Below are 21,448 nucleotides of genomic sequence, written 5' to 3' on the forward strand. Positions count from 1 at the left end.
ACAAAATTATGAGAACGCTTGAATCCCCGTTTGCGCCCTTCCCAAGATCAGTGCATGGATGTCATGCGTGCCCTCATACGTATTGACCGATTCCAGATTCATTACATGACGGATGACATGATACTCATCCGAAACGCCGTTGCCGCCGTGCATATCGCGGGAGGTACGGGCGATGTCCAGCGACTTGCCGCAGGAGTTGCGTTTGACCAGTGAGATCATCTCGGGGGTTCCCTTGTCTTCGTCGATCAAACGTCCCACGCGCAGAACGGACTGTAATCCCAGCGTGATCTCGGTCATCATGTTTGCCAATTTCAGTTGAATGATCTGGTTTGCCGCCAGCGGACGCCCGAACTGCGGACGGTCGAGCGTGTATTGCCGTGCCGCATGCCAGCAGAATTCCGCTGCGCCCAAGGCACCCCAGGCAATGCCATAACGCGCCTTGTTCAAACACCCGAACGGGCCTTTCAAGCCCTTAACCTCGGGAAAGATATTTTCTTCAGGGACAAAGACTTCGTCCATGACGATCTCGCCCGTGGAACTGGCACGCAGGCTGAACTTGCCCTCGATCTTCGGCGCGCTCAAGCCCTTCATCCCCTTTTCGAGGATGAAGCCGCGGATCTCACCGTCCAATTTCGCCCAAATTACGAACACATCCGCGATCGGGGAGTTGGTGATCCACATCTTGTTGCCATGCAGGATATAACCGCCATCGGTTTTCTTTGCACGGGTTTCCATGCTGGCGGGGTCACTGCCGTGATTCGGTTCGGTCAGCCCGAAACAGCCAACCCACTCCCCACTGGCAAGTTTCGGCAGGTATTTCTTGCGTTGTTCTTCCGTGCCGTAGGTGAATATCGGATACATCACCAGCGAACTTTGTACGCTCATCGCGGAGCGGTAGCCGCTATCCACGCGCTCGACTTCGCGGGCAATGAGTCCGTAGGCAACGTGGTTCAACCCAGCCCCGCCATATTCCTCGGGGATGGTGGCGCCGAGGAAACCCATGCTCCCCATTTCATCCATGATCCTGCGCTCGAAGACTTCACTGCGATTTGCTTCAAGGATGCGCGGCATCAACTTGTCCTGACAATACTTCCGCGCCGTATCCCGGATCATGCGTTCCTCGTCGGTCAGTTGGTCGTTGAAAAGGAGGGGGTCGTCCCATTTGAAATTCTGTTTTGCCATGTGAGCCTCTGTCAGCTAACAGCCGTTGGCGATTAGCGTTTGGTTTTAGGTGATTGTATCAAATGTTTAGGTGCAGGATTCTGGTAGAGAAAACAGGAGCAGGTTTGGGGCAGGGAGGAAGCGTCCATCAAAAAGAGGATGCGGCCTCGCAGGCGCATCCTCTTAATCGCCAACTGTTAATCACGAAAAGCTATGCGCTGCCGGTCAACCAGCCGCGCATTTCCATGGCTTTGACCACGCGATCGATCGCAACCATGTAGGCCGCATCGCGCATGTAGACTTTCTCCGAGGCGCTGCGCTCGAGCACGCCGTGGAAGGCGGAGGTCATCTTCTGGTCAAGTTTTTCCAGCACTTCCTGCTTGGACCAGTAGAAGTTCATGTCGTTCTGCACCTGTTCGAAGTAGGATGTGGTCACACCGCCGGCATTGCACAGGAAGTCGGGGATGTTGAAGACCTTATTCTTCTTGAAGAATTCGTCCGCTTCGGGGGTGGTGGGACCGTTCGCGCCTTCGGCGACGATCTTCACGTTCTTGGAAATCTTCTTGACCGTGTCGACATTGATCTGGCCTTCGAGCGCGGCGGGGATCAACACATCGGCTTCGAACTCGATCCATTTGTCGCCGTCGCTGACTTCGTAGCCGGAGTCCATGGCTTTCTTCTTATCGATGGTTCCGTATTGATCCACGATGGAAAGCAGGAAACGCGGGTCGATACCGCCCTTCTTGCTGTAGGTGTAGGCTTTCTTGTCGTGGCGGTCATAGCAGGAGACACAGGCAATGCTGCCGCCGAGCATCTCGACAAAGCCGATGGCTGCGTATTGCGAAACATTTCCAAAGCCCTGCAACGCGGCAACGGATTTCTTCGAGTCCATGCCGAGGTGCTTCATCGCTTCGCGCACGGTGTAAATGACGCCATAGCCTGTGGCTTCGGTGCGGCCAAGCGAGCCGCCGCCGCCGACAGGTTTGCCGGTGAACACACCCGGCGTAAATTGACCGACAAGGCGGGAATATTCGTCCATCATCCAGCCCATCATCTGCGGGGTGGTACCGACATCCGGAGCAGGAACATCATTGCGCGGACCGATGTTCTTCCACATGGCGCGCACCCAGCCGCGGCACAATTCTTCCTTCTCGACGACCGAGAGCGTGGACGGGTCCACAATGATGCCGCCCTTGCCGCCGCCGAGAGGGATGTCCGCCACGGCGCATTTCCAGGTCATCCAGGTCGCCAGGGCGCGGACGGTGTCCATCGTTTCGGCAGGGTGGAAGCGGATGCCGCCCTTGTTGGGTCCGCGCGCATCGTTGTGTTGAACCCGGAAGCCCTGAAAAACTTTCAGTGAGCCATCGTCCATGCGCACAGGGATACGGAAGGAATACTCGCGCATGGGCCAGCGTAATACTTCCGCCACACCCGAATCGAGTTTCAATTGTTTGGCAACCGCATCGAATTGCTCCTGCGCCATTTCAAAGGCATTGATTTGTCCTGACATGATGTTCTCCTAGGTAGGTTATAGAGAAAAATATAAGCGGGCACCCCGGACGGGGTTGCCCGCTTTAAGCACGATGTTTGTCAACTCGCTGGGTCATACGATTAATCCGATAATTCACAAGTACCATCAAACTTTACACGAGAATCAACCTTGCGTCAATATGACAAAAATCCGCTTATTTTTGGCAAAATGATGGCTTTTGATGAATATAAAAACCCCCGCCATTCGTGAAAGGTTGCGCTAATTGAATTTTGTCGCGCGTTTCTCGAAAAAGGCCGCCACACCCTCGCGATGCTCCGCCGACCTGCCTGCCTTCTCCTGCAGGCTGCCTTCGTAGTTCAGGACTTCCTCGAGATTGGGCAGGATCGCCTGATTGAACGCCTGCTTCCCCGCCGCAAACGCCTCACGCGGACCCCGAGCCAGTTCCTGCGCCCACTGCCTGACCAGCCGCTGATAGGTGAATCCGCCCACCTGGTTGACCATGCCCCATTGATATGCCAACTGCGCGGAAATCTTTTTATTGGAATAAAAATATTCCTGTGCACGCCCAAGCCCGATGTGTTTCGGCAGGAATAGCGAAACACCCGAATCGGGCGCGAGCGCAATGCCGCTAAAGCCCACTACAAAATATGCATTGGATTTGGCAATGCGCAGATCACATGCAAGCGCGATCCCAAACGCCGCGCCAGCGCACGCGCCATTGACCGCGGCGATGACTGGCTTGCCCATCCGCCGGATTTGCAGGATGAGCGGGTTGTAGGTCTTTTCCAAATGTCCGCGGTAGGAAATTTCCCCGCCGCTTTTTTTCATTTCACTGATATCCTGCCCCGCGCTGAAGATTTTCCCTGACCCGGTGATGACCACGCACTTCACCTGCGGGTCATTCTCCGCAGCAACGAGTGCGTTTTGCAGGGCTGTGGTCATTTCATAATTGAAGGCGTTGGCGCGTTCGGGGCGATTCAGCCTCAGGATAACAGAGCCAGCTTGCATCGAGGGGAGAAGCGTTGTCATGTTAATCAAAAAGGTGACAGCCGCTTAAGGGCGGCTGTCACCTCATTCCTTTCTATTCGTCGGGGAAATCGTCCAGCTGGTCGTCGTCGCCGGCGTCCATTTCGTATTCCACACCCTCGCCGTCAAGATAGATCCACAGGAGCAAAACATTCCCTTCGGGGGTGTCCACGTTGCGGGCGGCAAGGATGGGTGCGGTCTGTTCGAGGCCCATCTCGTTGCGGTAGTGCAGGTGAATGGAGGCCTTGCTGTGCCAGGCGGTGTAGCATCTCTGCACGAGCGCGGGACCGTTAAAGGTTCGCAATCGCGTCAGCGCAGGGACGGAGAGTGTCGGGCTTTCGTTCAAGCCCATTGCCCAACCATCATTCACATGCTCGAAGATCGGGGGCGGTCCTTCAATGATTGTGATTTTATCGTCCATAAGATTACCTTTACGGTGGGAATATACCACAATTGCACGGACGTTTCGTTTCAGAAATTTATCAGAATTTTTAACAGGACAAATGGGCTATAAAAACCGAGTCCGGCCATGCCGTCCACGGCCTCTGGTCCTCCGTCATATAATAGCCGCATGCCCAAACTGACCCCCAAGATCATCCTCGAAGGCACGCGCCTGACCTTCAAGACCGACATCGCCTTCGCGCTGAACGAGCATCCGCGTATTGTGGGACCGCGCAAGTACAAATACCATTCGCCGCTGATCAGCGGCGAATGGTGCGCCTTCACCAACCTCCCCTGGGGGCGCGGACTGATCAACTTTGAGCCGCACGAGGCGTCCCTTGCAATGGAAACCTACAAGACGTGGGTGAAACTTTTCGAGTTACAGCGCTATTATTCCTGGATCATCGACCGCTTCCATCTCTCCACGCGCATGTATCAGCTGAATACATACAACAAGGATTACGATTTCCGCTGGCTGGAGGAGCGTTTGCTGCCGCTCAATTTTCGGCTGGTGCTGTTGACGCGCTCGCCTGAATCCTTTGCCGACGCACGGCTTGAACGGTTGAAGGTCTCTGGCAATCCCTCGCAATACGATGATCTGAACCTGTTCATCGATGAACAGAAGTTGATCCGCGAACTTTTTGACGAATCGCTTCTGCCCAAACTGGAATTTGATATCTCCGACAATGACATTCCCGCCGCCGTGGAAAGGATTGCGGACTGGATGGAATCCACGGGCGGGCTGTACATGACCTCTTAAGAAAATTGCAACGTTTTTTCAGAACGTATTCCCCCTGAATCTTAGGTATACTTGCCCGCATGCAACCTGAAAAGATCGGGCGCTACGAAATCAGATCGGAATTGGGACGCGGGGGCATGGCAACCGTCTACCACGGCTACGATCCGCGCTTTGAGCGCGAGGTTGCCATCAAATTCCTGCCGCCCGAACTCGTGCACGCAGACCCCAACTTCAAAGTGCGCTTCGAGCGCGAGGCAAAGATCATCGCCCAGCTGGAGCATCCCTCGATTGTGCCGGTCTATGATGTGGGCGAGGAAAATAACCAGCCGTATTTCGTCATGCGCTACATGGGCGGAGGCTCGCTCTCTGAACGCATCAAAACCGGTTCCACCTTCAGCATCCAGGACACGGTAAAAATCCTCGACCAGATCGCGCCGGGCATGGACGAAGCGCATGCCCGCGGCGTTGTCCACCGCGACCTCAAGCCGGGCAACATCCTTTTTACCAGCAAGGGCGTCCCGCTCATTTCCGATTTCGGGATCGCCAAGTTCACACAAGGCGAAGCGGGCAGCGTCACCGGGAGCGCCATCATCGGCACCCCGGCCTACATGGCGCCGGAACAGGCAAGCGGGGAAGCCACCGTTGACGGGCGCGCCGACATTTACGCGCTCGGCGTCATCCTGTATGAAATGCTGACGGGCAGGCAGCCCTATCAGGCGGATACTCCGCTGGGCGTGGCGATCAAACACATCACCGAACCGGTCCCGCGCATCCTGGAGGCAAACCCGAACCTGCCCGCGTGGATGGAGAAGGTCATTGCCACAGCCATGGCAAAGGACAGGGACGACCGCTTCTCCACCGCCGTTGAAATGACCGAGACCATCAAAGCCTTTCTGCGCGGTGAATCCCCGCTCGAAACGGTTAAGCAAAGCAAGCCGACCGTGAAAATCTCGCCCTATAACAGGACCACGATCTCAAAACCTTCCAATGAGAAGACATTTACGGCTAGGAAAAAGAGGTTTGGTCCCCTGGCTGTGTTTGCGGGGTTGTTTGTGTTGATCCTGCTTGGCGGCGGCGTATATTTATTGGGCGGAAGCCTGCTTCCGTTTTTGCGTGCGGCGCCCACGCCACCTGTCATTCAGACGCAAGATGCCGCCTCCGCGGCCCTCATCCAAACCACCGAAACTGCCTCCATCCCGGAAACAGCCACCTCGGCGCCGACGGAAGAAGCAGCCGCAGCATTACTCCCCGCGATCGGCGGTGCGGATAAGATCGCCTTCCTGCGCAACAACGACATCTGGATCATGAACGTGGACGGCACAGAGCTGATCCCCGTCACCAACGATGGTGCCGCAAAGTTCAACCTGCAATGGCTTCCTGACGGCAGGACCATCCTTTACATAAGCGGCAAGACCGCAAAAACAGTGGACATCGAAACACTGCGCGAGGAGAACATATTCAATTATCTTTCGGCTGAATATTTCGAGTCCTTCCATGTCTCGCCGGACGGAAAGCAGGCTGCCATCAGCCTGAACCGCGAACTGTTCGTCGTCCCGTTCGATGTTGAAACGTTGTTAACCGTTACCAGAAAGAGCCAGCTGCTGGACATGGGCGGATGCCTTTTCTACGACGAGCTGGCCGTAAAAGGCGCGTTGTGGTCGGACGACGGGCAAAAACTTGCCATAAAATATCTCGCCCCCTCCGGCGGGCTCCGCGTGGATACCATCCGCATCATGGAGATTCAATTTTGCAATGATGCCGACCCTGTGCGCCTGGATGACTTCCCGCTCGGTCGTTTCACATTCAGCAACGAGATCGTCAACTATAGCTGGGACGGCGACCTGCTCTTCTTCCTCAATGGCAATACCCGCAACGGCGGGTTCGGCGACCTTGTGTTTTACAATGGGTTCACCCACAAACAGGAGAAACCCGCCCTCTTCAACGGCAATTGCTGTTACCGCGATGCATCCTTCAGCCCGGATGGAACCCATGTGATTTTTGCATTCCAGGATATCCGTCTCGGCACGGATAGCCCCATTAATTTATATCTCATTCCCGCCGACTCGCTTTCGACGGACCGCGACCTTGCCCCCGTGCCTCTGCCCGAACGCTTTTTTACCCGCCGCAACGACGCCCCCATGCCGATCCTGCGTCCCGCGCAGCCATGACTAGATCGCCTTCACAATTTCCTTCACCAGGGATGGTCCGCGATAGATCATACCTGTATAGATCTGCACCAGCGCCGCTCCGAGATCGAGGCGGCGTTTTGCATCTTCGGGCCGCATAATGCCTCCCACGCTGACAATCGGGACTTCGCCATTCACCAGCCGCACCGTCTGACGAAGAACCGCTTCGCTCTTAACCGCCAGCGGGGCGCCGCTCAACCCGCCTGATTCACGCTGATGTGCAGACCTCAATCCCTCGCGTGCGAGGGTCGTATTTGTAACGATGATGCCGTCCATGCTTGCGCGCAGGATGACTTCAACCGCATCGTCCAGTTCCGCATCCGTGAGATCCGGCGAAAGTTTGACAAGGATCGGCACCTGTTTTCCGAGCTTTGTTTCCTCAAACTGGCGCTGTGCGTGGAGTTCGACGAGCAGCCCTTCCAGCGCATCCCGACCCTGTAGCTCGCGGAGTCCCGCAGTATTTGGTGAGCTGATGTTGATTGTCAGGAAATCGGCATACGGGGAAAAATCCTGCACAAGGGCCAGATAATCCAGCACGGCGTCTTCATTGGGTGTGGATTTGTTCCTGCCAAGGTTCACCCCCAAAATGGTCGGCTGTCCCTTCGGCATGGTTCCCAATGCGCGTTGGAGCAGGTTGATCTTATCCACGGGCTTGATGCGCCTGCGCAGGAAATCCGCGCCGCGCCCGGGAAATCCCATGCGGTTGATGACCGCCTCGTCCTCCACCAGACGGAAGACACGCGGCTTTGGGTTTCCATCCTGCGCCAGGGGCGTAACCGTGCCCACTTCCACGTGGCCAAACCCGAGCGCGGCAAGACCCGCTATTGCCAGGCCGTCCTTGTCATATCCGGCTGCCAGCCCGACGGGATTTTTGAATCTCAAACCAAAGGCATCCACAGGTTTTTCCGGTGCGTGGAACATGCGGCTGACGGTCCAATTCAGCAGCGGAGACGCGCCCGTCAACCGCAATGCGAAAAGTGTGAGCGCGTGCGCGCGCTCAGGTTCAAGGCGAAAAAGGAACGAACGCAGGAGGGGATACACTAGCGCGACTTTTCGCCCTTCTTCAACAGCGCGATGGTTTTTAAGATACGCGCCTGACGGGTTTCTTCCTTTTTGGCTTCGTTGATCCAGGTCACGTATTCGCGGCGATGAGTGTAGGAAAGCAAGTCAAAGAAGGCTTTGGCTTCCTTATCCTTCTTCAACTCCTTCAACAGGTCCTTCGGGATTTCGAGCACACGCGGCGCGGTGTCTGCCTCCACAATGATTCTTATTTCATCGCCGAATGTTTTCCCGATCTGTTCGCGGATGGATTTCAGGATGATGAGGATATGCTGCTCACCGCCCATGCGCGTCAACATACCGCGATAGGGAACGCCCTCGATCACGGCTTTGACCCTGGGCTTTTTCGCGCCAAATGCCGTTTCCGCATCGAAGGGGATCTCCACGAACGCCCCGCCTCCGCCCGCGTTTAGGATGACGGCTTTGAAGGTGTGTTTGTTTGGCATATGGATTCCGTACCGCCTTCTATTTTATTTCCCAATAGACTGTCGTTTCGCCCGGGTTGTATGGGATCTCTATGGCAACATTCCCGTGTTCATCATCGCTGATTATTCCCGGTTCACTGACGGATCTGGTTTCAAGAGCGTCTCCCAGCCAAAGCACGTTGATGGTCCCGCAGGAATTTCCCAGGTTGATGTCGAACCAGCCGTCATTGGATTCCTGGGCGAAATTATCCACGTCAACAACGCCCTTCACCTCTCCAGGAACATTGAACGTGACGCTCACCTTTTCGTTCACGACCTCCTCCTGAGGATCGCGCGCCCCGTTGGAGTTCAGGTCCTTCCAAACAAGGACCTTCACCCTGGATATCTGATGCGGCGGAGCGGCGGGCCAAAAACCAAACTCGGCCTTTTCTTGAGTGGTCATATCCTGAAATATCGGGGTGGTGGAGTAATATCCGCAGGGAGGGACCACACTGACATCGAAATAATGTGTATACCTGACCGTAAAATTCACCTGCCCGTTTTGATCCGTCAGCTTAACTTCCCGGTACCCGCCTCCGTGCCGATTCCACTTTGCGATAACCAGGGTATTGGGCAGGGGCTTATAGGCCTCGGAGAATATCCCTTCCCCATTCCCGTCAACAAATGCAGTGATGTTTACACTGACATCCCTGGTTGTCGCCATGACCGGGAGACATGCCAGGATCGAGATCAACAAAATTCCCAAAAGAAGCACCTTTTTCATTTCGATCCCTTCAGAAAATCCCATGTTTCCAATAATTTGTCCTTATTCACTTTATCATGCTGCTCCCAATACTCGAGCAAAGCGGATATGGTCAACACCGCGTGCATGGCATAGCCTGCCTGCTCCAGCGATTCCTTTGCGCCCGACTGACGGTCCACCAGCACAACGATGTCCTTCACGAGCAAGCCTGCGCCGGTCAGTTTTTCGATGGCTTCGAATTTGCTTCCGCCCGTCGTGGCCAGATCGTCAATGATGACAACCGTCTCCCCGGCGTGATACTCGCCTTCGATCTCGGCTTTTGTACCATAGGCTTTGGCTTCCTTGCGCGGATAGATCATCGGATAATTCCCCGCCAGGCTGATTGCTGTGGCAATGGGAATGGCCGCGTAAGGCAGTCCGGCAATACGGTCGAACTTCAGTTTTTCGAGCAGGGGCAGATATGCCCGCCCGATCTGTTCCAGCAGTTTGGGATGAGTGATGATGCGGCGCAGGTCAATGTACATGGGGGATTTCAGTCCCGATTTCAGGGTGAATTCGCCGAATTTGATGCAGCCTGCCGCGAGCAGTCCATCGGCAAGGGCTGCAAGGTGCTTATCGAGTTTTGTCATGGGTGATCCATTTCAAGTCGTTGTATCATCCCTGGTTCAGCGTGCGCTTGATATTCACGATCTGGTCGCGCAACTCCGCGGCGGCTTTGGCCGGGCCTGCAGGGTTGCGGGAAATGGCACGCGAGACGGGCAGCAGCATTCCCTTTCCATCCTTCCGCAGCCCGGCCTTGAGCGCAAGTTCCAATTCGCCGCCCTGCGCGCCGACACCGGGCGAGAGGAACCACAGGTCCGGAACGGCGGCACGGATCATTTCCATGATCTGCGGGTGGGTCGCGCCGACGACAATGCCGACGTTGTTCCTCTCATTCCACTGCTGCGCCAGCTGCGCAATATAACTATATAAATGCACGGGGTTGTTTGCCCCCCTGGGCAGAACGAGCAAATCCTGCACATCCATGGAACCGGCATTGGACGTCTTGCACAACAGGAAAACCCCCTTCTCCTGATTTTGGATGAATGGCTCTATGGAATCCCTGCCGAGATATGGACTCAATGTGATGCAGTCCGCGCCGAGGGACTCAAATGCGGCCCGGGCATACGCCTCCGCTGTGGAGGCGATATCGCCGCGCTTCGCATCCAGGATGACGGGGATGCGTGAACCCATGCGGTCTGATTCTTCGCGGACGATTTCGATGACCTGTTTGAGAGCCGTCCAGCCTTCGGCGCCGAAGACTTCGAAGAATGCCGCGTTGGGTTTGAATGCCGCAGCATAGGGAGCGGTTGCTCGAATGAGAGTCAGGCAAAAGTCACGGGCGGATGCGGCGGATGGCTCCTTAAGGTCGGAGAAGTGCGGGTCGAGTCCGATGCAGAGCAGGGAGGCTGAGTCTTCGACGCGCTTTTCAAGAAAGGTGAAAAAGGTTTCCATGGGCTGTCCTTTTACTCGATGAACGCCTCCCACTTGCTCGTGTTCTGCCGGAAAAACAAAACGTGCCAGCCGGGCTGGTCCCAATAAAACGAGTTCCAGATGTTTGCGCCGTAGCCGCGGCACTCGGCCAAGAGGAATGCGGCGGGGATGGTATCCGGCAGTTCGCAGACGGGGGATTCATACCCGCCGCCCGGCATGGATGGGACCACGCCTGCGCGCGAGTTTGCCAGATTGGGCGTGGGCGTGCAGTCTTCAAACCATTTTCCAAAGACATTTCCATCCGGCAGGCGGCAGAAGGATCGGTCCGCCTCCCTTGCGAAGGAGTAGGTATAGGCATCATAGATCCTTCCACTGGGGTTATAGAGGCGGATCGTCGCGCCGCCGTCGCTGAGCAGCAGGTTGGTCTGGCTGCCATAAAAAACAACGCGCTCGCCGGGTTTCAGGCTGACGTTGGGCAGGGAGAAGGAGCCGCCGTCCAGCAAATCGAGCTTCCAGCCGCTTAAGTTGATATCGATCGGGCTGAGGTTCTTTATCTCGATGAACTCATCGAAGACATCCACCCTGCCGTTCTGGTTCCAATCGAAGCCGGGGCGGGCGAGAATCTCGTTGATGATGGGACGGGGATCTATCACGAAGGCGGGCGTGCTGGTGGGTGTGGACGTTCGGGTTGAAGAGGGCGTGGGAGTGGGTCCAATGGAATTGCTGTTCCTTGGTGTGCCCAGGATATTTCCGCCGTTCGCATTTAATCCATTTCGCTTGACACCCGTATTGGTGTGCCAGGCGGTATCGCTGTCCACGGTGCCGGTGATGCGTTCCATCGTGCCGTAGGTGGTCGCGCTGCCTGCAGGCCATGCGCCGCCGTTCCCGTTGGCAGTATCGATGACTCTATTGGCACCATCGTACAGGGTTAGGGCCTCACCTGTATTGGAAAGGGCGTTCCCCGTATAGATCTGATCCGCAGGAATGTCGGATACGGTCGTATCATCGCCAAGATTGGAGCCGCGTTCGAGCAGGAAATATCCACCCGCGGGGATCGTGCCATTCAGGACGATATTCGGCGTGCCGTCGACGGCGCGCAAATTCCAGCCGGTGATGCTGATGGGTACGGTACCGGGATTGTACAACTCGATCCATTCGTCGTCGGGGAGACCGGAAGCTGTCCCGGCCCAGGCGATCTCATTGATAATGACGGAACGGACGCCCGGCGGCGTGGTGGTGATGGTGGGCGTGGGCGTCGAGGTGTTGGTGGGAGACGGGGTCGGTGTCAGTGAGTTTCCATTCCTTGGCGTGCCCCATATCGGATCCTCGTTATAGTCCAGCCCGGTTCGCATGACGCCATCGTTGGTAAACCAGGCGGTATCGCCATCGGGCAGCATGCCGATGCGTTCCATCGTGCTTCTTGTCGATGCACTTCCAGCGGGCCACGCGCCGCCGTTGCCATTGGCGGTATCAATGAGCTCGTTCGCGGGAGAGTAAAGAGAAAGGGTTTCTCCACTATTTGAAAGTGCGCCGGCATAGATAAGATCGGCAGAGATGGTTGAGATTACCCCGTCGGTATCCCGCTCCAGCAAAAAATATCCACCGGCAGGGATTGTGCAGCCGGGTATTGTGCACAATGCGGATGAAAAATCGATGTTTGGAGTTCCATCACTTGATTCAAGCCGCCAGCCGTCGCTCAGATTTATCGGGGATGCGCCCGGGTTATATAATTCGATCCATTCATGTCCTTCACTTGCATTTGTCCCCGCCCAGGCGACTTCGTTAATGATTAGTGTCATGGGAGGAGGGCACAGTTCCGAAATTGTTACATTATCAAAACGCAGCGTACCACTGCCGCCTGAGGCAGAATACCCGTATATCCTAAAAGATGCGTTGGGGTTGTTATCAAGGGAAGTAACAGAACTAAAATTAATTGTATGTCCTAACCAAGTCTCAGCATCCGTAACAGAAATTGGCAAACCAAAATCAATAAATGTTGAGCCATCTGTTGAGTACCTAACTTGAAGCAAAATCGGACCGGAAAGGGATCGTCGGAAATCAAAGCTCAATCTGATGAGTGATCTGCCTGATGTCGGCACTTGAAATTCAACAAATGCAGTCTCGTCAAGTATAGGAGTATTCCAACTTGTAAAACTAATAGAAGGGTCAGGATTACCTGTAGGAAATTGTGGAGCCGCTGGATTTATACCTATTCCATTTGCAAAAGTCCCTAAACCTGTTGAAGGAGTTGTAACATTATCAAATGTCCATTGGCTGATTATCCCACCCGGACAGACCCCCAACGGCATCGCCTCCACATTCTCCAGGCGCGGGGCGAAGAGTCCTGCGCACAGACCGGCAAGCAGGGATACGACCAGCAGGAAGCGCGGGAGTCTATTCCAGGTTTTCATGGGATATGAATAAGGTGGAGGGTGCCCGCGCGCAGATTCACATACGGGCGCAGTGTGAAGCATCCACCTGTGAAGATTATACCCGCCGTGTTCACGATTGTGCATCAAACGGGTATGATATACGCCACCCTGGCTTCGGTTGTCCAATAAGGTGCTGCGCTAACGCGGCTCGATCACCAACTTGACGGCAGTACGAACCTTGTCTTCGATCTCCACATCCACGAACTCGGGGACGCAGATCACATCGATGCCGTCGTTCTTGAGATATCCGGTGGCGAGCACCAGGGCCTTCACCGCCTGATTCACGGCGCCAGCTCCAATGGCCTGCACTTCCGCCCTTTTATGCTCGCGGACGACGCCTGCGATGGCCCCGGCGACTGCAGAGGTACGGGAGTTGGCTGAAACTTTGATCATATCCATGGCAACCTCCCAAGGTTGGCAAAGAGGGGACGAACGTTCTGTACATGGATTGTACAGGAATCCCTTAATAGATTCAAGAAGTATATATATATTTATATGATTTAGTAATATTAGTAGGGGGTGTTGATAGTGTGGATAAAACGGATTCACCCCCATATACGGGATGACTTGCTTTGCCTCCCTCCACGCCTGCGGTTGAATCCGTTTTCAAGGCATTCGCTCCGCTGTGGATATATCTTGAATAACTTATGAACAATTAAATGGTTGAAAACACTCTTTTAGCGAGATTTCTATATTTAGGGATAATGAAAACCCACCCCCCATATATGGGGGGTGGGTTTTTTAAGTTGTCAGACCTCTTTTTGAAAAAACGGCCTTATTGTCCACAGGGGGATGTAGTTCTCCACAGTTTACAGGCAGTTATCCACAGAAAAGGGCGCGGTGAGAAACTCTTGTCTAAACAAATACCCCCAAATATGGGCTTTAGATAAGGATATTTCGGATAGCAATATGTGGTTTATATCCGAACATTCCTGCCAAAGCCTTTTCCGATGATGATTTTTCCGTTCTCAAAGGCGGTCCTGCCGTGCAGTACAACTTTTGTTACTTTGCCCCTCACCTGCCAGCCTTCGAACGGGGTCCAGCCGCAGCGGGTGAACTGCCCGGCGGCTTTGATCTCGTAGACCGCATTCTCATCCACTTCCACCCAGGTTTCGGGCTGTTCAGGCAGCTTGAAGATGCGGCGCGGGTTGGTGTACATCTTTTCGAGAATATGGTTCATCGATAATCGCCCTTCACCAACGGCGGTGAGAAGCAGCGGCAGGATCGTCTCCAGCCCGGGGAAGCCTGGGGGAGGATTTTCCGAATCCTTTTCCTGCAGGGTGTGCGGTGCGTGGTCGGTGGCGAAGCAGTCGATCACATCCAAATTTACCCACAACGCATCCACATCTTCTTTGGTCGCCAGCCTCGGGCGGACTTCGCCCCGGCCGGGCTGTCCGTGCGAGATGACGGGGATGTCTTCCTTTGAAAGGAATAAATGATGCGGGCAGACTTCGCAGGTCACCTTGATCCCCTTTTCCTTGGCGGCCTTGATCAACAGGATCTCCTCTTTTAATGAAACATGCGCGATGTGAATGGGGCGGTCATGGATCGCGGAGAACAAGATCGCCGCCGCCATCGTGCGGCTTTCGGAGTGCATGACCATCGGCGCATCTTTTTGGAATTTCGCGAAGTGAGGCATCCAGAGGGTCATGTCATCGAGGCGCAGTTCCCCGAAGGTGGAGTCTAGGTACATCTTCAGCCCGGCAGCTTTGGGGGCGAGCGAAGCGGCGATATCCGCGTTGTCCGGCCCCGCGCCGAGGTATTGACCATAGTCACAGCGCGCTTTTTGTTTCGCAGCGGTCAATGCCAGGTCAAGCGTCGTTTCATCGAAAATGGGCGGGTTGGTGTTCGGCATCGCCAGGATGGTCGTTACGCCGCCGGCCAGAGCCGCCTGCGTAACCGTATCCCAATCCTCCTTGTGGGTTGCACCGGGTTCGCGCACATGGACGTGGGGGTCGATCAATCCGGGGAGTTTTAGCATAAATGGAGTATAACAAAGGTTAAGAATATCGTCACTTTGTCGCAAATATCACGGGTGATATAATCCAAAAAAAATTTTCAAAAACGAGAGAGGTAAGATGGCTTACACAAACGTAAAAGTCCCTGCAGGCGGGACGAAGATCTCAATCCAAAATGGAAAGTTGAACGTTCCTGATAATCCGATCATCCCGTTCGTGGAGGGCGACGGCACCGGGCGGGATATCTGGCGTGCGTCTGTGCGCGTGTTCGATGCGGCGGTGCAGAAGGCGTACGGCGGCAAACGCAAAATTCACTGGATGGAAGTGTACGCGGGCGAGAAACCGTTCAAGATGTTCCAGACCTGGCTGCCCGATGAGACCACCGAAGCGTTTCGCGAATTTTTGGTCGGTATCAAGGGACCGCTGACCACGCCCATCGGCGGCGGCATCCGTTCGTTGAATGTGGCGCTGCGCAAACTGCTCGACCTGTACGTCTGCCAGCGCCCGGTGCGCTGGTATAAAGGTGTGCCTTCGCCGGTGCGCCATCCCGAATACGTGGACATGGTCATCTTCCGCGAGAACACCGAGGATATTTACACCGGCATCGAATTTGCGAACGGCACGGAAGATAATAAAAAATTCAAAGAGATATTCAAGGAAGCCTTCCCCAAGGAATACGCCAAGATGCGCTTTCCTGACACGGCGGGCATTGGTCTGAAGCCTATTTCCGAAGAAGGCACCGACCGCCTGGTCCGCGCTGCGATCCAGTGGTCGCTGGATAACAAGCGTAAGAGCGTGAACTTCGTCCACAAAGGCAACATCATGAAGTTCACCGAAGGCGCGTTCAAGGATTGGGGCTATGCCCTCGCCAAGCGCGAATTCCGCGGACAAATTGTCACCGAGCGCGAGACGTGGATCCTTGGCAACAAGGAAGCCAGGCCGAACTTGAGCGTGGAAGACAATGCCAAGATGATCGACCCCGGCTTCGACATGATGTCCCCCGCCCAGCAGAACGATATCAAGGGCGAAGTGGAGGAAGCGTTGAAGTTGTGGGACACCCACGGCGACGGCAAGTGGAAGAAGATGCTGCTCATCAAGGACTCGATTGCGGATGTTTCGTTGCAGTTCACCATCATCCGTCCGCGCGATTACGATGTCATCGCCACCATGAACCTGAACGGGGATTATCTTTCCGACGCGCTTGCGGCGCAGGTGGGCGGCATTGGCATTGCCCCGGGCGCGAACATCAACTATGAGACAGGTCACGCCATCTTCGAAGCGACTCACGGCACCGCGCCGAAGTATGCCGACCTGGACAAGGTCAACCCCGGTTCGGTCATCCTTTCGGGAGAGATGATGCTGCGCTACATGGGCTGGGGCGAAGCTGCCGACCTGATCGTCAATGGCATGGAAGGCGCGATCGCGGCGAAGACGGTCACATATGACTTTGCCCGCCTGATGGACAACCCAATGGAGATCAAGTGCTCCGAATTTGGCGATGCGGTTATTAATTGGATGGATAAGGATATTCCGGCGTCGTCGCAGGTCGAAGGTCAAAAGTCGAAGGGTATGAAAAAGGCTGTGGCAAAGAAAACCGCGACAAAGAAAGCAGTGAAGGAGGCTGCGCCGAAAAAAGCAGTGAAAAAGGTGGCTAAGAAGGTTGCCGCGAAGAAACCTGCCAAAAAGACGGCTAAGAAAAAGAAGTAATGAATCAAAAAGGTCGGGACTGAAAAGTCCCGACCTTTTTTGTGGGTCAGGCTTGTAGCTTGACGTTTTACTCGACGGGCTGTAAGCCCGCCCTACAGTTTAAAGTCACTTCACATCCACCAATTCAACATCGAAGATCAAAGTCGCATTCGGGGGAATGACCCCGCCCGCGCCGCGTTCGCCGTAGGCAAGGGCTGGCGGAATGACGAGCTGCGCCTTGCCGCCAACCTTCATCAGCGCGATGCCTTCGTCCCAGCCATTGATGACGTTTCCGCGCCCGAGCTGGAAGGTGATCGGCTCGCCGCGCGGGATGGAGCTGTCAAAGACCTTGCCGTCCTGAAACTTGCCTGTGTAATGCACACTAACAGTCTTTCCCGCCTCTGCCTGCACGCCCGTGCCGGCTTCCACTTCGATGTATTCCAGTCCGCTTGCTGTTTTCATGATTTCTCCAAGTATTGAATTTTGGGAATATTGTACCTGCTACCTACCCTCACCCCTACCCCTCTCCCAAAATGGGAGAGTGATCTTGCCCCGGTTTAATAGACACAATTAAAGTCCAGATTGTTGCTCAAACTCAACCGGGCTGAGGTAGCCAAGTGAAGAGTGCAAGCGTTGGCGATTGTACCAAACCTCAATGTATTCAAAAATCGTTGTTCGAGCTACTGCTTGCGTTGCAAATTGAGAGGTCACACACTCCACCTTGAGGGTAGCAAAGAAACTTTCTGCCACCGCATTGTCATAACAATTTCCAACTCGGCTCATACTCGCCTGAATATGTGCATCTGCTAAACTGCTTTGATAAGCGGCACTGGTATATTGACTGCCTTGATCGGAATGATGTAACAGGCTTGCCTGCGGTTGTCGTCCTTGTAAAGCCATGTCCAGGGCTGCCTCGACAAGGGTTGCATCCATTTGTGCAGCCATCGCCCAGCCTACTACTTTTCGTGAAAACAAATCCAGAACCACTGCTAAATATAACCAACCTTCCGCGGTATCAATGTAGGTGAAATCGCTCACCCATTTCTGGTTTGCCGCGCTGGCAGAAAAATCCTGGTTCAGATAATTCGGTGCTGGGATCACACCTGGCTGGCGCTGCGTAGTTATGGGACGCCAGCGCCTTCGTTTTTGAGGGCGAATTCCTTCTCTCCGCATCAAACGTGCGACTCGATGTCGTCCACAGGCGAACCCTCTGCGTTGTAGACCCGCCTGGATGCGCGGACTGCCATAGGTCTCGCGACTCAGTTTGTATTCTGCCCGGATCTGCTCCACCAGAATCCGATTCTCCACCTCTCGCGGACCGACTGCTTCTGGCTGCCAGGCATAGTACCCACTTCGCGTCACACCCAATACCTGGCACATCCGCTTGACGCTATACTCCTGGCAATGCTCCCGAATGAATTTGTATCTCATTGGTTTTCCCGGGAGAAAATGTTGATTGTTTTTTTTAGGATCTCGCGCTCTTCTTCCACTTCTGCCAACCGTCGTTGCAAGCGTTTGATCTCACGCTTGGCAGCTTCAAAGTCACTAACTTCCAAGTGCATTGGGTTTGTCCCTTGGGATATCACTTGGTATCGATCGCGCCATTTCACCAGCAGTCCGGGCGTGATCCCCAAATCGCGTTCAATTTGCCCGGCACTCTTTCCGCTGCTCTTCAAAAGTTCCAGAGCCTCTAATTTGAACTCTTCGGTGTACTTCCGATACCTTGTTTTCTTTTCGTCCATGATCCTGCTCCTGTTTTCCAAGTCTACTGGATCCAGACATTTTTTGTGTCCACTTTTTTAGGACAAGATCAGAGGGAAAAAAGTCGGGATGTTGTGTCCCGACTTTTTTCACGTAGTGCGGAATTTGAATTACGGCGCTGGTGTTTCTGTGGGTGTTTGGAACAGCGCGCCCGCCTCCGCTGCCGTCTTTGGCATGCCGTTCATGATCCAGCGGACGAAGACATCGATCACGTTTGGTTTCAAGGCACGGCTGGGCGGCATGACGCCGATTATTTCTTCATCGGGCTTTTCGGGATTCATGATGGGATGTTCCTGAATGGTTTGCAGGAGGTAGTTGTTCTCGTCCCCGGCGATGACGTTGAACTCCGCGTTCTCGCCGGTGGTGAGGATCTCCTCGTAGGTGGTCATCAGGTAGTCGTTGTTATCCTTGCCCGCGCGGTGACAGGAGATGCAATAGCGTTTGACGATGGGTTGGATGTGGACATCGTAGGATGGCACTTCCCCCTCTGCCAGCGGCGGGAAGAGTTCGGGGATCTCGGGCGCTTCAAAACGGTCATCCCATGAATAGCGCATGAAGATGATCATGTAATCTATTTCACTGCGCGAGAGTTCACCGCCGTAGGTCTTGCCAAACGGAGGCATGCCGGCGTTGGGACGCCCGTAGGCGATGACTTCGTACATGGAAGGGTCGGTGATGGTGTAGAGCACATCGCGGCTGTTGATGGGCGTGATCTTTTCACCTTCGAGTCCCTCCACGCCTGCGATGATCGCGACGGAGCCATCGTCACCGTGGCATTCGGTGCAATGGACGGAGTACACATCCTGCCCGGCGACGATCTGGTCCACCAGGGTGGTGGCGACTTCCACCTCTTCGCCGTGTTTTTCGGGGGCGAGGGCGAGAACCGTCCCTGAGAGAATGATCATCGAAAGGGCAGCCAGGCTTGTCGTCCAGATCATGAGGCGGGTGTTCGATTTGAAGACGAAGAGCAGGATGTAAGCGGCCAACGGGATGGCGATACCCGAAATGGTTTGGAGAGTCCCCAGCAGGGTGGAGCCGTCTTCGGAGACGGTGGGGACTTCGGAGGTGAGAGTCAACAGGACGATGCCGACGACCATGATGGTCATGATGGAGATGGGCAGGGCGCGCCTGCCGTAATGGCGGTGCGGGCTTTTTTCGATGAAGGGCAGCAGGGTCAGCACACCAAGGGCGACGGTGGGAATGATGACGGTGGCGATCCATTCGATTTTGCCGATGAGCGGCAGTTGACCATAGAGCGCGAGGAATTTGAAGAGGAAGAGGAAGTACCATTCCGGGCGCGGGATGTAGGATGTGTCACTGGGGTCTGCCTTGGGTTCGGCGGGGATGCCGACGAAGGTGGCGAGCAGGATCAGCAGGACGAAGACTCCCAGCGACATGATCAGGTCTTTGAAGAGGGTGTCGGGCCAGAAGCGCTCGCCTTTGTTGAGCTGGCGTTCATAGCGTTCGTTGATTTGTTTTTTAGTTTCGTCGTTCATCGCTAATCTTCCTTTGTTGGGAAGTGTGACTCGCCGTGTTTAATGATGAGATATAAATGCACACCGATCAGGCCTGTGAGGATGGCGGGGATGATCCAGATATGGGCGGCGAAGAAGCGTTGCAAGGTGAGCGCGCTGAGCTCGGGTCCGCCGCGCAGTACCTTGAGAATGAATTCGCCAAGGAAGGGAACGGTCCCTGCAATTTGCGTGCCGACGATGGTTGCCCAGTATGCTTTTTGATTCCACGGGAGCAGGTAGCCTGTAAAGCCCATGCCGAGGGTGGTGAGGAAGAGCCCGATGCCGATCAGCCAGGTCAGCTCGCGCGGATATTTGAACGAGGCGGTGTAGAACACGCGCAGCATGTGAATGAAGACAAGCAATACCATCAGGGTTGCGCCCCAGTGGTGGATGCCGCGGATCAGCCAGCCGAAGGCCACGCCTTCCATGATGTAGGTGATGGAGTCGTAGGCATGATCGGGGGAGGGGGTGTAATAGACGGTAAGGAAGATGCCCGTCAGCCCCTGCAAAATAAAAAGGAACATGCTGGCCGAGCCGAGCGTGTTCCACCAGGTGGTTTTGGGTTCGGGGCGGTCGAGCAGGTTGGTGTAGAGTTCGTTGAATCCAATGCGTTCATCGAGCCAGGCATAGATATTTTTCCACATGGTTTAACTCTCTTTGAAGAAGATCTCGATCAAACCGTCCTCGGTCAGGCGGTGTTCTTCGTACACGTCGAGATCGCGGGGGGGTGGTCCGTGCAGCACGCCGCCTTCGATGCTGAAGGAGGCGTCGTGGCAGGGGCAGAGAAAGGCTCCCGCTTCAGCCGACCAGTTGACGGTGCAGGCGAGATGCGTACAGCGGCTGTTGAGGATGAGCAAGTCGTTGGGGTCTTCGGATCTGCGGACGGCGTATCCGCCGAAACTGCTGGCCGTTCGCTCCCAGCCGTTCACCTGGACGCGCGTGAAGGAGAAGGCGTAGGGAACGCCTATTTGCATATCGTCAAAATTTCCGATGGGAATCCAAGCGTCCTTTCCGCCCTCGCGCAGTGCGGGGTCTATCAAATAATAAACAGCCGGAAGACCGATCACTGCGCCGATCAATCCTCCCACGATTCCCGTCGTCACCTTGATGAAATCGCGGCGGGAAAGTTCGTTCGAACCAGACATGTGCTCCTCCTTGAAGGGTGTTATTGCGCTTGCTGAATTGGGCTCATGAATAAAGGAGAATGTGCAAATTATAAGCGGTGTGAATTGGATTATAAAGGTCTTGCTACACTTTATTACATGACGGCTGAAATGAAATTGACAGGATGTTTGTCACCTTTCATTGTTCACGATTTCACTTTCTTTTGCGATTTAATGGGTTAGATAGTAA

At 54.9% G+C, this 21,448-nt stretch carries 21 protein-coding genes; 3 read left to right on the top strand and 18 right to left on the bottom strand.

What is annotated here, in order from left to right:
* Positions 1–6 precede the first annotated feature (6 nt).
* The 4 genes from QY332_02440 to QY332_02455 form a co-directional block, all read right to left on the bottom strand.
* A complete protein-coding gene (locus QY332_02440) occupies positions 7–1,182 on the bottom strand; it encodes an acyl-CoA dehydrogenase (GenBank protein ID WKZ36786.1) in 1,176 nt (391 codons plus the stop codon).
* A 190-nt stretch (positions 1,183–1,372) separates the two neighbouring features.
* Complete coding sequence (locus tag QY332_02445; GenBank protein ID WKZ36787.1) at positions 1,373–2,671, bottom strand: Glu/Leu/Phe/Val dehydrogenase; 1,299 nt, start codon at positions 2,669–2,671, stop codon at positions 1,373–1,375.
* Positions 2,672–2,911: 240 nt separating this feature from the next.
* Positions 2,912–3,682, bottom strand: a complete 771-nt coding sequence (locus QY332_02450) for an enoyl-CoA hydratase-related protein (protein WKZ36788.1) — start codon at positions 3,680–3,682, stop codon at positions 2,912–2,914.
* A 52-nt stretch (positions 3,683–3,734) separates the two neighbouring features.
* On the bottom strand, positions 3,735–4,100 hold the full coding sequence (locus QY332_02455) for a hypothetical protein (protein WKZ36789.1): 366 nt from the start codon (positions 4,098–4,100) through the stop codon (positions 3,735–3,737).
* 150 nt (positions 4,101–4,250) lie between these two features.
* Here QY332_02455 and QY332_02460 point away from each other — a divergent pair, with 150 nt between their 5' ends.
* Both QY332_02460 and QY332_02465 read left to right on the top strand, forming a co-directional pair.
* Positions 4,251–4,880, top strand: a complete 630-nt coding sequence (locus QY332_02460) for a hypothetical protein (protein ID WKZ36790.1) — start codon at positions 4,251–4,253, stop codon at positions 4,878–4,880.
* Positions 4,881–4,939: 59 nt separating this feature from the next.
* A complete protein-coding gene (locus QY332_02465; protein WKZ36791.1) occupies positions 4,940–7,027 on the top strand; it encodes a protein kinase in 2,088 nt (695 codons plus the stop codon).
* Here the strand turns inward: QY332_02465 and QY332_02470 are convergent, their stop codons facing one another.
* The 8 genes from QY332_02470 to QY332_02505 all read right to left on the bottom strand — a co-directional run bounded on the left by QY332_02470 (position 7,028) and on the right by QY332_02505 (position 15,157).
* Positions 7,028–8,086 (bottom strand): quinone-dependent dihydroorotate dehydrogenase, encoded by a 1,059-nt coding sequence (locus tag QY332_02470; GenBank protein WKZ36792.1) that lies wholly within the window; start codon positions 8,084–8,086, stop codon positions 7,028–7,030. It abuts the gene before it with no gap.
* On the bottom strand, positions 8,086–8,550 hold the full coding sequence (locus QY332_02475) for a YdeI/OmpD-associated family protein (GenBank protein WKZ36793.1): 465 nt from the start codon (positions 8,548–8,550) through the stop codon (positions 8,086–8,088). The genes QY332_02470 and QY332_02475 overlap by 1 nt, the downstream gene beginning before the upstream one ends.
* Before the next feature lie 19 nt (positions 8,551–8,569).
* Positions 8,570–9,316 carry a hypothetical protein gene (locus QY332_02480; GenBank protein WKZ36794.1) on the bottom strand — a complete coding sequence of 249 codons (747 nt, stop codon included), beginning with the start codon at positions 9,314–9,316 and terminating at the stop codon, positions 8,570–8,572.
* Positions 9,289–9,900 (bottom strand): orotate phosphoribosyltransferase, encoded by a 612-nt coding sequence (pyrE, locus tag QY332_02485; protein WKZ36795.1) that lies wholly within the window; start codon positions 9,898–9,900, stop codon positions 9,289–9,291. Before pyrE ends, QY332_02480 begins: the two co-directional genes overlap by 28 nt.
* A gap of 25 nt (positions 9,901–9,925) precedes the next feature.
* Positions 9,926–10,765, bottom strand: a complete 840-nt coding sequence (pyrF, locus tag QY332_02490; protein WKZ36796.1) for an orotidine-5'-phosphate decarboxylase — start codon at positions 10,763–10,765, stop codon at positions 9,926–9,928.
* 11 nt (positions 10,766–10,776) lie between these two features.
* Positions 10,777–12,543: a lamin tail domain-containing protein gene (locus QY332_02495; GenBank protein WKZ36797.1), complete on the bottom strand. Its 1,767-nt coding sequence runs from the start codon at positions 12,541–12,543 to the stop codon at positions 10,777–10,779.
* A gap of 771 nt (positions 12,544–13,314) precedes the next feature.
* The gene (locus tag QY332_02500) at positions 13,315–13,575 is read right to left on the bottom strand and encodes a stage V sporulation protein S (GenBank protein WKZ36798.1); all 261 of its coding nucleotides are present in this window, start codon (positions 13,573–13,575) and stop codon (positions 13,315–13,317) included.
* Between the two features lie 517 nt (positions 13,576–14,092).
* Positions 14,093–15,157: an amidohydrolase family protein gene (locus QY332_02505; GenBank protein WKZ36799.1), complete on the bottom strand. Its 1,065-nt coding sequence runs from the start codon at positions 15,155–15,157 to the stop codon at positions 14,093–14,095.
* Positions 15,158–15,254: 97 nt separating this feature from the next.
* Between QY332_02505 and icd the strand changes: the two genes are divergently transcribed.
* The gene (gene icd / locus QY332_02510; protein WKZ36800.1) at positions 15,255–16,841 is read left to right on the top strand and encodes an NADP-dependent isocitrate dehydrogenase; all 1,587 of its coding nucleotides are present in this window, start codon (positions 15,255–15,257) and stop codon (positions 16,839–16,841) included.
* A gap of 105 nt (positions 16,842–16,946) precedes the next feature.
* Here icd and QY332_02515 read toward each other — a convergent pair whose 3' ends face one another.
* The 6 genes from QY332_02515 to QY332_02540 form a co-directional block, all read right to left on the bottom strand.
* Positions 16,947–17,282 (bottom strand): FKBP-type peptidyl-prolyl cis-trans isomerase, encoded by a 336-nt coding sequence (locus QY332_02515; protein WKZ36801.1) that lies wholly within the window; start codon positions 17,280–17,282, stop codon positions 16,947–16,949.
* A gap of 108 nt (positions 17,283–17,390) precedes the next feature.
* The gene (locus QY332_02520; protein WKZ36802.1) at positions 17,391–18,251 is read right to left on the bottom strand and encodes an IS3 family transposase; all 861 of its coding nucleotides are present in this window, start codon (positions 18,249–18,251) and stop codon (positions 17,391–17,393) included.
* The gene (locus tag QY332_02525; protein WKZ36803.1) at positions 18,248–18,562 is read right to left on the bottom strand and encodes a transposase; all 315 of its coding nucleotides are present in this window, start codon (positions 18,560–18,562) and stop codon (positions 18,248–18,250) included. Before QY332_02525 ends, QY332_02520 begins: the two co-directional genes overlap by 4 nt.
* Before the next feature lie 129 nt (positions 18,563–18,691).
* Positions 18,692–20,077 carry a c-type cytochrome gene (locus QY332_02530; protein WKZ36804.1) on the bottom strand — a complete coding sequence of 462 codons (1,386 nt, stop codon included), beginning with the start codon at positions 20,075–20,077 and terminating at the stop codon, positions 18,692–18,694.
* Positions 20,078–20,079: 2 nt separating this feature from the next.
* On the bottom strand, positions 20,080–20,739 hold the full coding sequence (locus QY332_02535; GenBank protein ID WKZ36805.1) for a cytochrome b N-terminal domain-containing protein: 660 nt from the start codon (positions 20,737–20,739) through the stop codon (positions 20,080–20,082).
* Positions 20,740–20,742: 3 nt separating this feature from the next.
* Positions 20,743–21,240 (bottom strand): ubiquinol-cytochrome c reductase iron-sulfur subunit, encoded by a 498-nt coding sequence (locus QY332_02540; protein WKZ36806.1) that lies wholly within the window; start codon positions 21,238–21,240, stop codon positions 20,743–20,745.
* Positions 21,241–21,448 lie beyond the last annotated feature (208 nt).

The sequence above is a fragment of the Anaerolineales bacterium genome (assembly GCA_030583885.1).
GTDB lineage: Bacteria > Chloroflexota > Anaerolineae > Anaerolineales > Villigracilaceae > Villigracilis.